General features: G+C 57.9%; 14 protein-coding genes. 5 read left to right on the forward strand and 9 right to left on the reverse strand.

Translation table 11 applies throughout. The annotated features are described in order from the left end of the window. Positions 1-71: 71 nt before the first annotated feature. Complete coding sequence (locus tag QZR30_RS07025; protein WP_046069779.1) at positions 72-767, forward strand: lipoate--protein ligase family protein; 696 nt, start codon at positions 72-74, stop codon at positions 765-767. Here the strand turns inward: QZR30_RS07025 and crp are convergent. Further along, complete coding sequence (crp, locus tag QZR30_RS07030) at positions 764-1,408, reverse strand: cAMP-activated global transcriptional regulator CRP (RefSeq protein ID WP_005792020.1); 645 nt, start codon at positions 1,406-1,408, stop codon at positions 764-766. The genes QZR30_RS07025 and crp overlap by 4 nt on opposite strands. Before the next feature lie 245 nt (positions 1,409-1,653). Between crp and QZR30_RS07035 the strand changes: the two genes are divergently transcribed. Further along, complete coding sequence (locus QZR30_RS07035) at positions 1,654-2,076, forward strand: OsmC family protein (protein WP_003194686.1); 423 nt, start codon at positions 1,654-1,656, stop codon at positions 2,074-2,076. Positions 2,077-2,145: 69 nt separating this feature from the next. On the opposite strand, the gene coq7 is transcribed toward QZR30_RS07035, so the two are convergent. From coq7 to hemJ, 6 genes are all read right to left on the reverse strand, one after another. Continuing rightward, on the reverse strand, positions 2,146-2,793 hold the full coding sequence (coq7, locus tag QZR30_RS07040) for a 2-polyprenyl-3-methyl-6-methoxy-1,4-benzoquinone monooxygenase (RefSeq protein WP_046069778.1): 648 nt from the start codon (positions 2,791-2,793) through the stop codon (positions 2,146-2,148). 84 nt (positions 2,794-2,877) lie between these two features. After that, positions 2,878-3,216 (reverse strand): histidine triad nucleotide-binding protein, encoded by a 339-nt coding sequence (locus tag QZR30_RS07045; RefSeq protein ID WP_017128660.1) that lies wholly within the window; start codon positions 3,214-3,216, stop codon positions 2,878-2,880. 46 nt (positions 3,217-3,262) lie between these two features. Beyond that, complete coding sequence (locus QZR30_RS07050; protein WP_046069777.1) at positions 3,263-4,051, reverse strand: SDR family NAD(P)-dependent oxidoreductase; 789 nt, start codon at positions 4,049-4,051, stop codon at positions 3,263-3,265. A gap of 62 nt (positions 4,052-4,113) precedes the next feature. Beyond that, on the reverse strand, positions 4,114-5,076 hold the full coding sequence (locus QZR30_RS07055; RefSeq protein WP_056846878.1) for a DUF805 domain-containing protein: 963 nt from the start codon (positions 5,074-5,076) through the stop codon (positions 4,114-4,116). A 68-nt stretch (positions 5,077-5,144) separates the two neighbouring features. Further along, positions 5,145-6,107, reverse strand: coding sequence for an NAD(P)H-dependent flavin oxidoreductase (locus tag QZR30_RS07060; protein ID WP_046069776.1), 963 nt, complete (start codon positions 6,105-6,107; stop codon positions 5,145-5,147). A gap of 24 nt (positions 6,108-6,131) precedes the next feature. Then, a complete protein-coding gene (gene hemJ, locus QZR30_RS07065; RefSeq protein WP_046069775.1) occupies positions 6,132-6,560 on the reverse strand; it encodes a protoporphyrinogen oxidase HemJ in 429 nt (142 codons plus the stop codon). 135 nt (positions 6,561-6,695) lie between these two features. On the opposite strand from hemJ, the gene argC reads away from it, so the two are divergent. Both argC and erpA read left to right on the forward strand, forming a co-directional pair. Continuing rightward, positions 6,696-7,730, forward strand: coding sequence for an N-acetyl-gamma-glutamyl-phosphate reductase (gene argC, locus QZR30_RS07070; protein ID WP_068965549.1), 1,035 nt, complete (start codon positions 6,696-6,698; stop codon positions 7,728-7,730). Between the two features lie 165 nt (positions 7,731-7,895). Continuing rightward, positions 7,896-8,246, forward strand: coding sequence for an iron-sulfur cluster insertion protein ErpA (erpA, locus tag QZR30_RS07075; protein WP_003176443.1), 351 nt, complete (start codon positions 7,896-7,898; stop codon positions 8,244-8,246). Positions 8,247-8,318: 72 nt separating this feature from the next. Here erpA and QZR30_RS07080 read toward each other — a convergent pair whose 3' ends face one another. After that, positions 8,319-9,410, reverse strand: coding sequence for an anhydro-N-acetylmuramic acid kinase (locus tag QZR30_RS07080; protein WP_046069773.1), 1,092 nt, complete (start codon positions 9,408-9,410; stop codon positions 8,319-8,321). Between the two features lie 3 nt (positions 9,411-9,413). Then, positions 9,414-10,826, reverse strand: a complete 1,413-nt coding sequence (locus tag QZR30_RS07085) for a peptidoglycan DD-metalloendopeptidase family protein (protein ID WP_046069772.1) — start codon at positions 10,824-10,826, stop codon at positions 9,414-9,416. A gap of 209 nt (positions 10,827-11,035) precedes the next feature. On the opposite strand from QZR30_RS07085, the gene tyrS reads away from it, so the two are divergent. Next, positions 11,036-12,235 carry a tyrosine--tRNA ligase gene (gene tyrS, locus QZR30_RS07090; RefSeq protein WP_311903089.1) on the forward strand — a complete coding sequence of 400 codons (1,200 nt, stop codon included), beginning with the start codon at positions 11,036-11,038 and terminating at the stop codon, positions 12,233-12,235. Positions 12,236-12,372 lie beyond the last annotated feature (137 nt).

A 12,372-nucleotide genomic window follows, 5' to 3' on the forward strand; every position in this document is an offset into this window, starting at 1 on the left:
GACGGTTCGCTATCGGGGGCAAGCCCCCTCCCACATTGGGCCTTGTGTTTAATCTGAGAGGTAGGTGTTCGATGACTCAGCCCGTGATCATGACTGTAGAAGCGGGCCTTGCCGCCGAGCAGCAGCTGTTGGCAGCCGTTGGCGCGGGCGAGCAGGACTTCGGGCTGTTGTTCTGGCAGCCCAGCGATCAGGCGCTGGTCATGCCGCGCCGTTTGAGTCGGCTGCCGGCATTTGCGGTGGCCAGCCAAATCTCGGCGGATGCTGGTTGGCCGGTGTTGCTGCGGGAAACTGGGGGTGAACCCGTGCCGCAGTCCGCTGCCACGGTCAATATCGCCTTGGTGTATGCGCCGCCGCGCAGTGAGGGCGACCAAGGCCGCATCGAAACCGGTTACCAGCGCTTGTGCCAGCCGATCTGCGATTTTCTGCTCGAGTTGGGCGGTGATGCCTCCGTTGGCGAAATCGACGGAGCTTTTTGCGATGGTCGGTATAACGTCAATCTCAATGGCCGCAAGATGGTCGGTACCGCCCAGCGTTGGCGCCAAAGTGGCGGTCGTCCGGTGGGCTTGATCCACGGCGCCTTGTTGCTGGATAACGATCGTGAAGAACTGATCAATGCGGTCAACCGCTTCAATCAAGCCTGTGGCCTGGAACAGCGGGTGCGTGCCGAGAGCCATATCGCCCTGCACGAAGCGTTTCCCGCACCGGATGCGATCAGTCGGCTCGACAGGTTGTACCGTCAGATGCTGGCCAGCTTCCTGCCGGGTTAGCGGGTGCCGAATACCACCATCGTCTTGCCTTTGACATGTACCAGATTGCGCTCTTCCAGGTCCTTGAGCACACGGCCGACCATTTCCCGTGAACAGCCGACAATACGCCCGATCTCCTGACGCGTGACCTTGATTTGCATGCCGTCGGGATGGGTCATGGCGTCGGGCTGTTTGCACAACTCCAGCAGGCAGCGCGCTACACGACCGGTGACATCGAAGAACGCCAGGTCGCCGACCTTGCGCGTGGTATCACGCAGGCGTTGCGCGATCTGACCGCTCAGGGCATACAAGATATCCGGATCATGCTGAGCCAGTTCGCGAAATTTCGCATAGCTGATCTCGGCGACTTCGCACTCAACCTTGGTGCGGACCCAAGCACTGCGCTCCTGTTCCTTGCCCGCCTGCTCAAACAGCCCCAGCTCCCCGAAGAAATCTCCAGTGTTCAGGTACGCAATGATCATTTCGCGACCGTCTTCATCCTCGATCAGGATGGTGACCGAGCCCTTGATAATGAAAAACAGGGTTTCTGAGCGCTCGCCGGCGCAAATGATGTTGTGCTTGGCCGGATGACGTCGACGCTGGCAATGCATCAACAGCTTGTCGAGGTTCTTGATCTTGGGTGTGGGAGTAAGAGCAACCATGGTTGTTTCCCGAAAGACTGCGCGGTGTGGTTGGCGTTGTTTTTATCCAGTGGTCTCAATATTGATACGCACTGTAAAATCATGGCAATGCGCCATTGATTTGGCGCCAGCTTACCAGACACATTCTGCCTCGATTAGCGAAATTGCTTGGCAAACGCTGTCATTTATCAAATTCAGCCAGAGCGCTGCGGTTTTAAGGCCCTGTGCTAAGCTGGCGACCCTTTTTTAGCAGTGGAGTCTGGGCGATGAAGGCACGCATCCAATGGGCGGGCGAAGCCATGTTCCTCGGTGAGTCGGGTAGCGGCCATGTGGTGGTCATGGACGGCCCGCCGGAAGCCGGTGGCCGTAACCTTGGGGTGCGGCCGATGGAAATGTTGCTGCTGGGCGTCGGTGGTTGCAGCAATTTCGATGTGGTCAGCATCCTGAAGAAGTCGCGCCAGGCCGTGGAAAGCTGCGAAGCCTTCCTGGAAGCCGAGCGCGCCACTGAGGATCCCAAGGTATTTACCAAGATCCATATGCATTTCGTGGTCAAGGGCCGCGCGCTCAAGGAAGCCCAGGTCAAGCGTGCCATTGAGTTGTCCGCCGAGAAGTACTGCTCGGCGTCGATCATGCTGGGTGCCGCAGGTGTGGTCATCACTCATGATTACGAAATCATCGAGTTGGGCTGACTGCTGGAATCGCAGGCAAGAGAAAGGGCGCTGCGAGCGCCCTTTTTTCGGTTTGAATTTGACGCACTTTTAGATTCTATAGGTGCTTTTGGTCATGACCTTGGCCATCAGGCTCATTCCGAACTTCACCGGTGCTGGAAAACGGAAGCCGCCGGCGTCTAGAGCGCTTTCTGCATGGTGTTCTTCATCGATGCGCATTTGCTCAAGAATCGCCCGGGACTTTTCGTCTTCGGCCGGCAGCTGCTCCAGATGTTCATCCAGGTGCTTGCAGACCTGATGTTCGGTCGCGGCGACAAATCCGAGGCTGACTTTGTCGCTGATCAACCCGGCGGCAGCGCCGATACCAAACGACAAGCCATAAAACAGTGGGTTCAGAACGCTGGGGTGGCTGCCCAACTGGCGGATACGCTGTTCGCACCAGGCCAGATGGTCGATCTCTTCCTCGGCTGCATGCTCCATCGCTGCACGTACCTGCGGCAACTTGGCGGTCAGCGCCTGGCCTTGATACAGCGCCTGGGCACAGACTTCACCCGTATGGTTGATACGCATCAGGCCGGCCACGTGACGGGTATCCGTTTCGCTCAGCTGCGCATCGGGCTGCACGATGGCGGGCGATGGGCGGTAGGGTTGGCCGCTGAATGGCAGCAGTGTGCGCATGGCCATGTCGGCTTGCAGCAACAGACGGTCAATCGGCGAGTAGTGACGTTGGGTAGTCATGCTGACCTCCGGGAAGAATCTCGACGGCCAGTTTACCGCAAGAGAGAGCGAAGCGTTTGCGCTGAGTCAATTCGACTCCGGCCCTCAGCCTGGCGGCCAGTTCATCTGACGCTGACCAAGCACATGCATATGGATGTGATAAACGGTCTGCCCGCCCAACTCATTGCAATTCATCACGACCCGAAAACCCTCTTCACAACCTAGCTCCAGGGCCAGGCGTTGGGCTGTAAAGAGGATATGGCCGGCCAAGGCCTTATCATCTTCAGTCAGATCATTCAGGGTGCGGACGGGCTTTTTCGGAATAACCAGAAAATGTACCGGCGCCTGCGGGGCGATATCATGGAAGGCGAGGACTTGATCATCTTCGTAGATGATCTTCGCGGGTATTTCTCTGTTGATGATCTTGGTGAACAGAGTATCCACAGCTGTTTCTCCATTATGAAAATGCAGGGTGAGTGTACCCAGGCGATCAGCGCGGGCAATAGGCCTTGTTGATGGCGCCGGCAATCTTGCGGGTCAGCCAGCGCGGGCTGAGGCGTGGGCTGAATGCGAGCCAGCGGTTGCGGCGCCCGGGAATGATGATGGCTTTGTTCTTTTCCAGCGCGCGCACGGTGTAGAGCGCGACTTCTTCCGGGCTCATCAGTTGCTGGCTGTGGTCAAGTTTCGCCGTATCCATTTGCGCGGTGCCGAAGAAGGCGGTGCGCGTAGGGCCCGGGCAAAGTACCGAGACCTTGATGCCACACGTCTTCAACTCTTCGCGCAAGCCTTCTGAAAAGTGCAGTACATAGGCTTTGCTGGCGTAGTAGCTGCTCATCCATGGGCCCGGTTGGAAGGCTGCGACCGAAGCAACGTTTAGAATCTGCCCGCCACCGTGCAGCGCCATGGCATTGCCGAGGGCATGGCACATGCGGGTCAGGGCCAGGATGTTGACTTCGATCAGGTCCTGCTCGGTCATCCAGTCCTGGGCCAGGAACGGCCCGCTGGTACCAATGCCGGCGCAGTTGACCAAAAGATCAATCTGTCGCTCGCCCTCTTCAAGCTCCAGCAAAAAGCCGGACAAACGCAGCGGTTCGCCCAGGTCGCAGGCACGAAACAACACCTCGACGCCGAAGCGTTGAGTCAATTCCAATGCAATGCTTTCCAACTGATCACGCTGGCGGGCCACCAGAATCAAGCTGCGGCCGCGTCGAGCCAGGGCTTCGGCCAAAGCCAGGCCGATGCCGCTGGAGGCACCGGTGATCAGAGCGTAACGGGTCATGCCTTTCTCCATCGCAACGCCGCCGACCTGTGACAGTGGCATCACAGGTGGCGGGCGTTTCTTCACTGTTCTGGAGAGTCTACAGGTTCGGCCGCGTCGTCAGCACTTTGCGCTGCGGCTTCATCCACAATCACGCTTTGATCGACGTCTTCATCGGAGGTGATGGAGCTGCTTTCGTAACTGCTGTCCATATTGGCTTCAAGTTGGTCCAGATAACCGTTCATGCCCAGGGTCAGGCCGATGATGAGCATCAATGGAATAAACGCCAGCCACAGCGAGGCCAGGATTTTCACCGCAGTAGAGTTCGGTGGTGGCGGTGCGCCGTATTGGTTGGCACCCGCGTTCCCCGGCAATACCAGCAACAGGATAGGGAAAACGCTATTGACCAGTGGAACCAGGTTCAGCAAGTACAGCCAGCCAGACCAGCCCAGGTCGTGCAGGCGCTGCACACCGATTTGCACGCTCACCACGACGAGTCCAACAAATAGCGCGAAACCCAGCAGCGAGCCGAGAATGATGGCGATTGTTGGCGAGGCAGTCGCCACCGCGAAGCCGACGGTACTGATGATGCCAGCAGCCACCAGCATCGCGACGGTCAGTGCCAGCGTCCAGGCCAGGTAGCGCAGGCGGCCGATGCGCCCGTTTATGGTGAATACCTTGAGGGTGGCGAACTCCGGCAAGTCATCGCCAACCGCAGCGCGTGGCGGGGCATATGGTGAAGCTTCGGAGCGGGAAAAGTCGGAGCCAGGAGAGCTCGTCTCGTGGGTTTCGGCCAGGCTGAATGCTACGGGTTGTTCGGCTTCGATACGTGCGTCGACCCCGGCGTTTTTCAATGCCGTCAGATAGGTTTCGGCATCGGGGCGGGAAAGGTCGCGTTTGAGCGCGACCGGGCGGCCGGTAAAGAGTTTTTCAATCGCCTCGACATCACTCTTGAACAGCTCGGCGAGGTTCAGCTTGGCGGTGGTGCTTTCGACACCCGGGAGCAAGGCTCCGTCAAACACAATCTTGAAACGGTTGTCGCTCATGCGGGCATCCTTGTCACTTAATCAGGGAGGGTGTGCAGGCCCGTCCAATCGGCGGGCCGTGCAGTGGGTCAGCGTGGCCAGCGCAGTTGCGCGGCATGCTCGCGTGCTTTGCGGTATTCGGCATCCAGGCGGGCGACGAGTTCATCGACGCTGGGTAAATCATCGATTTCACCGACGCCCTGACCGGCGGACCATACAGTTTTCCACGCTTTGGCCTCATCACTCAATGGTTTGAGTTTGGAACCGAAATTGACTTCACCTTTGCCTTGCAGCGCGGCGAGGTCGAAACCGGCATTTTCCAGGCTCTGGCGCATAAAGCTCGCAGGTACGCCGGAGACTGCCGGAGTGTGCACGATGTCGGCGGCGCGCGATGTGAGCAGCATCTCTTTATAGGCATCTGGCGCGTGGCTTTCGGTAGTACCGATAAAGCGCGTGCCGAAATACGCCAAGTCGGCTCCCAGCAACTGGGCGGCGAGAATTTCGTGGCCGTGGTTGAGGCAACCGGCCAGCAGCAGGGTTTTGTCGAAGAATTGGCGAATTTCGGCAATCAGCGAGAAGGGACTCCAGGTGCCAGCATGGCCGCCGGCACCAGCGGCTACGGCGATCAGGCCATCGACGCCCGCCTCAGCGGCTTTCTCGGCATGGCGTCGGGTCGTGACGTCATGAAACACCAGGCCGCCGTAGCTGTGGACGGCATCTACCAATTCCTTCACCGCACCGAGGCTGGTAATGACGATGGGCACCTTGTGCTCCACACAGATCGCCAAATCGGCCTCCAGCCGTGGGTTGCTGTTATGCACGATCAGGTTCACGGCATAGGGTGCTGGGTTGTCCAGCTGCGCCAGACCCGCTTCGATTTCTTCCAGCCAGGCCTTGAAACCGCTGCTTTCGCGTTGGTTGAGCGCCGGGAAGCTCCCGACCACCCCATTGCGGCAGCAGGCCAGAACCAGTTGCGGGTTGGAGATCAGAAACATCGGCGCAGCCACCACGGGCAGGCGCAGATGTTGTTCCAGCAAAGCGGGCAGCGACATTGGAGGTTCCCCGAGTAATTGAAGTTAGAACGGTTTGACCACGACCAAAATTACGATAGCCAGCAATATCAGAACCGGCACCTCATTGAACCAGCGATAAAAGACATGGCTGCGGGTGTTCTCGCCACGGGCGAAGCGTTTCACTTGCGCGCCGCACATATGGTGGTAGCCGATAAGTAGCACGACCAGGGTCAACTTGGCGTGGATCCAGGCACCGGATTGGAAAATGCCTGGATTGAGCGCCAGCATCCAGATGCCGAAGACCAGTGTGGCAACCATCGCCGGCCCCATGATGCCTCGGTACAGTTTGCGCTCCATGATGCTGAAGCGTTCTTTGCTGACTGTGTCTTCGCTTTGGGCGTGGTAGACGAACAGGCGCGGTAGATAGAACAGACCGGCAAACCAGCAGACGATGCTGACGATGTGGAAGGCTTTGATCCATAGATAGAGCATTTTTAGTTATTCCCAGGTTCACGGTAGCCAAGATAGTAGTGGCTCATGCGCCCATACGTCACGTTGACGGTTGTCGCAGGACGATGCGGCCCCTATTATCGACGGCTTTCCAGTGGGTTCGTTGAGGGCAGGTTTATGGTCAAGGTCGGTATCGTCGGCGGCACGGGTTACACCGGTGTCGAATTGCTGCGTCTGTTGGCCCAGCATCCGCAGGCTGAGGTGGTGGTCATCACTTCCCGATCCGAAGCTGGGCTGGCCGTGGCCGATATGTACCCGAACCTGCGAGGCCACTATGATGGCCTGGCGTTCAGCGTGCCGGATATCAAGACCCTGGGCGCTTGCGATGTGGTGTTCTTTGCCACGCCTCACGGTGTTGCCCATGCGTTGGCGGGTGAGTTGTTGGCGGCCGGTACAAAGGTCATCGACCTGTCGGCGGACTTCCGCCTGCAGGATGCCGATGAGTGGGCCAAATGGTACGGCCAACCCCACGGTGCGCCGCAGTTGCTGGAGGAGGCGGTCTACGGCCTGCCGGAAGTCAATCGTGAGCAGATCAAGCAAGCACGCCTGATTGCGGTACCGGGTTGCTATCCGACTGCGACGCAACTGGGCTTCCTGCCATTGCTGGAAGCTGGTTTGGCGGATGCTTCGCGCCTGATCGCCGATTGCAAGTCGGGTGTCAGCGGGGCGGGGCGGGGCGCGGCGGTAGGTTCTCTGTACTCTGAAACGTCGGAAAGCATGAAAGCCTATGCGGTAAAGGGGCATCGTCACTTGCCAGAAATCCGCCAGGGGCTGCGTCGCGCTGCCGGCAAGGACGTGGGCCTGACCTTTGTGCCACACCTGACGCCGATGATCCGTGGGATTCACTCCACGCTGTATGCGACCGTTACTGACCGCTCGGTAGACCTCCAGGCATTGTTTGAAAAGCGTTATGCCAATGAGCCGTTCGTCGATGTAATGCCGACGGGCAGCCATCCGGAAACCCGCAGTGTGCGTGGCGCCAATGTGTGCCGTATTGCAGTGCATCGCCCGCAGGATGGCGACCTGGTCGTGGTGCTGTCGGTGATCGACAACCTGGTCAAGGGCGCGTCGGGCCAGGCGGTGCAGAACATGAACATCCTGTTCGGCTTGGATGAGAAGTTGGGTCTGTCCCATGCGGGCATGCTGCCTTAGCGCTGATAGGCCGTTACATAAAAGGCCCGTTGATCGGGCCTTTTGTGTTTTTAATGGCGGCTGTGCAGATTGATATACCGTAACAATAGTTGACCGCTTTTCTAGGAGAAGCGGATAATACCGGCCATTACGCATATGACGGCGCTACGCCGGGAGATTATCAGCATGAGCGTTGAGTCCTTCACCCCCACGGCTTTGCAATTTACCCACGGTGCTGCGCACAAGGTGAAGAGCCTGGTCGATGAAGAGGGTAATGATCGCTTGAAGCTGCGCGTATTCGTTACGGGCGGCGGTTGTTCAGGGTTTCAGTACGGTTTTACCTTCGATGAAGATGTGGCCGATGACGACACCATCGTCGAGCGCGAGGGCGTCAGCCTGGTCGTGGACCCGATGAGTTTCCAGTACCTGGCAGGTGCCGAGGTGGATTACCAGGAAGGTCTGGAAGGTTCGCGTTTCGTGATCAAGAATCCTAATGCCACCACTACTTGTGGTTGCGGCTCTTCGTTCTCGATCTGATCGGTAGCCTCGCGCGCAACAAAAAAACGCCGCTTGGCTTGATTAGCCACGCGGCGTTTTGCTGTCTGGGATTCAGGCGGGGTAGATCGCGCCGAGTACCCGAAGCCCGCGAGCACCGGTGACGCTGGGGCGGTTGGCCGCGATGCCTTCCAGGCAGCAATGTGCCAGCCAGGCGAAGGCCATGGCTTCGACCCAGTCGGGATCTACGCCGTAGATAGCTGTACTGCTGACGTGGGTGGTGGGCAACAGTGCTGTCAGTCGATCCATCAGTGTTTTGTTATGGGCGCCGCCGCCGCAGATCAGCAAGGTCTCTGTGGTTGGTTGGGCGCTTTGCAGGGACTCGACGATGGTGAAGGCCGTCAGTTCCAGTAACGTGGCCTGTATGTCCTGAGGTTCAAAGACAGGCAAGCGGGCAAGGTGCTCCTGCAGCCAGGCAAGGTTGAAGACTTCGCGACCCGTACTTTTTGGGCCTTTGGTCAAGAAGAACGGATCGCTGAGCAATGTGTTGAGTAGCCGGGGCTGGACCCTGCCGCTGGCAGCCCATTGCCCGTCGCGATCAAAGTGTTCGCCGCGCTGCAGGTGAATCCAGGCATCCAGGAGGACGTTGCCTGGGCCACAGTCGAAGCCGGCGACAGGCTTGTTCGTTTCAATCAGACTGAGGTTGCTGAACCCGCCGATATTCAATACCGCGCGGTTGCCGGTGTGTTCGCCGAACAAGGCTTCATGAAACGCAGGAACCAAGGGCGCACCCTGGCCGCCAGCGGCAACATCACGGCTGCGGAAGTCGCTGACTACGGTGATGCCGGTCAACTCAGTGAGCAGGGCAGGGTTGCCGACCTGTACGGTAAAGCCTCGGGCGGGTTCATGGCGAATCGTCTGGCCATGGCTGCCAATTGCACGAATGTCCTGAGGCTTCAGGTTGTGCTGATCCAGCAAGGCGTGAATGCCTTGGGCGGCCAGCGTGACCCACTGTTGCTGGGCAATAGCAGACCGGGCGATTTCATCTGGGCCGCTGGCGCACAGGCTCAATAGCTCAGTGCGCAATGTGTCGGGCATGGGAATGTAGCGGGTGGCGATCAGATTGATCGCCGTGCCTTGTTCAATGAGGGCGATATCCAGGCCGTCTAGGCTGGTCCCGGACATCACACCGATATAGAGCGGCATACCTTAACGCTTCGCCGAAGCCAGTAACGTGGAACGCTCTTGATCCATTCGCGCCATCAGCGGCTGGCTCTGTTGCATGAAGCGTGCGCGTTCGGCCTTGGCGATCGGGTCGGCCATTGGCAGCTTCTGGCCCAATGGGTCAACGTGTACGCCATTGACTTGGAACTCATAGTGCAAGTGCGGCCCCGTGGACAGGCCAGTAGTGCCGATGTAGCCGATTACTTGGCCCTGTTTCACGTTGCCGCCAGTCTTGACGCCCTTGGCGAACCCTTGCATGTGGCCATACAGCGTGCGGTAGGTATTGCCGTGCTGGATGATCACTGTATTGCCGTAACCGCCGCGACGTCCCGCCAACAGCACTTTGCCGTCGCCAGCTGCCTTGATAGGCGTACCGCGCGGAGCGGCATAGTCGACGCCCTTGTGCGCGCGGATTTTGTTCAGAATTGGATGCTTGCGACCCATGGAGAAACGCGAGCTAATACGGGCGAAGTCCACAGGGGTGCGAATGAAGGCCTTGCGCATGCTGTTGCCATCAGCGGTGTAATAGCTGCTATTGCCTTGTTTGTTCGTGTAGCGCACAGCGGTGTAGGTTTTGCCACGGTTGGTGAAGCGTGCAGAGAGGATGTTGCCGGTGCCTACTACTTTGCCGTTGGCGACTTTCTGCTCGTAGATCACGTCGAATTCGTCACCCTGGCGGATGTCCTGGGCGAAGTCGATGTCGTAGCCAAATACGCTGGCCATGTCCATGGTCATGCTGTGCGAAAGGCCTGCGCGGGCGGCCGATTGCGACAGGGAGCTGTTGATCACGCCGTGTACATAGGCTGAACGCATGACCGGCTTGGTGGTGATGCGGTTGAAGGCAAAGCCTTTGGCGCCTTTGCTCAGGCTGATGCTTTCCAGGTCGCTGATGCTGGTGTGCAGGTTGTTCAACTGCCCGTCGGGCGTCAGTTCGAACTCAAGCTTTTGACCGTGTTTGAGCTGGGTGAATTGCTTGGCTTGCTTATCGCTGGCCAACACCTCGGTGACGGTAGCGGCAGGCAGTCCGACCTTTTCGAACAGCGTTGATAGCGTGTCGCCTCTGCTGACGATGACCTCGCGATGCTGAGGGCTCTTGGCTGCGGCTACCACAGGTTGGTCCTGGGTGGCTTGTTGGGTATCTTCGGGAGTGCTTTCGATCTGTGCGAAAGGCGATTCGGTCGGGGTATTTGTGGCTTGTTGGGCGTCGGAAGCGTCTTGATCTTGTGTCAGTTGCTCAACAGGGCTTTCCAGGTCAAGGCTAAGGGATGTTCGTTTGGCTTCTACGTCACTGGAAGGGAATACCAGGAGTGCCAGGCTGAGAAGGGCGGCGATACCACTTGCGGCGAGCAGGTGGGTCTTCGGGTAAAGCGGCGGCGCTTTAGACGGTTCAGTGGTCATAGGTAATTTTGACTTTGAAGATGAAATGGAAAAGATGAATGACATGATGAAGATGAAATAACTGTATAAAATATAACCAAATCATCTGTGGCGCAAGCTCGCGAATGCTGGGCTCGCTGAACGGTGTCCGTGCGCAGGGCAAAACTTGTAATTAGTCCCTGATCTTGTATGGTTGGTTCCCTTTTGAATCTGAGCCTTGCGGGTCTGTTATGAAGTCGGTTGAAGAGCAGCTAGCGCTGATAAAACGTGGTGCGGACGAACTGTTGGTCGAGTCTGAGCTGATTGAAAAGCTCAAGCGTGGCCAGCCCCTGCGTATCAAGGCTGGCTTTGATCCGACCGCGCCGGATCTGCACCTGGGTCACACCGTGCTTATTAATAAGCTGCGTCAGTTCCAGGAGTTGGGTCACCAGGTCATCTTCCTCATTGGTGACTTCACCGGGATGATCGGTGATCCGAGCGGTAAGAGCGCGACGCGCCCGCCGCTGACTCGCGAGCAGGTACTCGACAATGCTGAGACCTACAAGACGCAGGTGTTCAAGATCCTTGATCCGGCCAAGACCGAGGTGGCGTTCAACTCCACCTGGATGGACAAGATGGGGCCGGCAGACTTCATTCGCCTGACCTCCCAGTACACGGTGGCGCGCATGCTTGAACGTGATGACTTCGACAAGCGCTACTCCACCAATCAGCCAATCGCGATCCATGAGTTCCTTTACCCACTTGTTCAGGGGTATGACTCGGTAGCGCTGCGTGCGGATGTTGAGCTGGGCGGCACCGATCAGAAATTCAACCTGCTGATGGGACGTGAGCTGCAGCGTGCGTATGGTCAGGAGGCTCAGTGCATTCTGACCATGCCGTTGCTTGAGGGGTTGGATGGCGTCAAGAAGATGTCCAAGTCCTTGGGTAACTATGTTGGCATTCAGGAAGCGCCGGGTGTGATGTACGGCAAGCTGGTTTCCATTCCGGATGCTTTGATGTGGCGTTACTTCGAGCTGTTGAGCTTCCGCTCGATGGACGAAATTAACGCGCTGCGTGCGGATGTAAAGGCAGGTGCCAATCCTCGCGATGTTAAGATCAAGCTGGCAGAAGAGATTGTTGCGCGCTTCCATGGTGAGCAGGCTGCGGCCAATGCTCATCGCGCTGCGGGTAATCGTATGAAGGATGGCGAGCTGCCTGACGATCTGCCGGAGATTGAGTTGACGGCTGTTGAGGCGATGCCGATCGCGGCTGTCCTTAATAAGGCGGGCCTGGTAAAGAACTCGGCGGTCGCTCGTGATCTCTTGGGGTCGGGCGGCGTGCGTATAGATGGTGAGGTAGTTGATCGCACCTTTATATACGAGCTGGGCGCTGCCCATGTGTGCCAGGCAGGAAAGAAGGCATTTGCGCGCATTACGCTCAAATCCGAATAAGTCTGAAATTAGGTGTTGACGGCGAATTATATCTGTCTATAATTCGCCCCACTTCCGGCGCAGTCGAAACGGAAAACTCCTTGGTAAACAATGAGTTATGAAGTTTTCGGTAGCGAGTTGCTTCAGTTCATCGAAGT

It is taken from the genome of Pseudomonas sp. rhizo25 (assembly GCF_031931935.1).
In the GTDB taxonomy this organism is placed as follows: domain Bacteria; phylum Pseudomonadota; class Gammaproteobacteria; order Pseudomonadales; family Pseudomonadaceae; genus Aquipseudomonas; species Aquipseudomonas synxantha.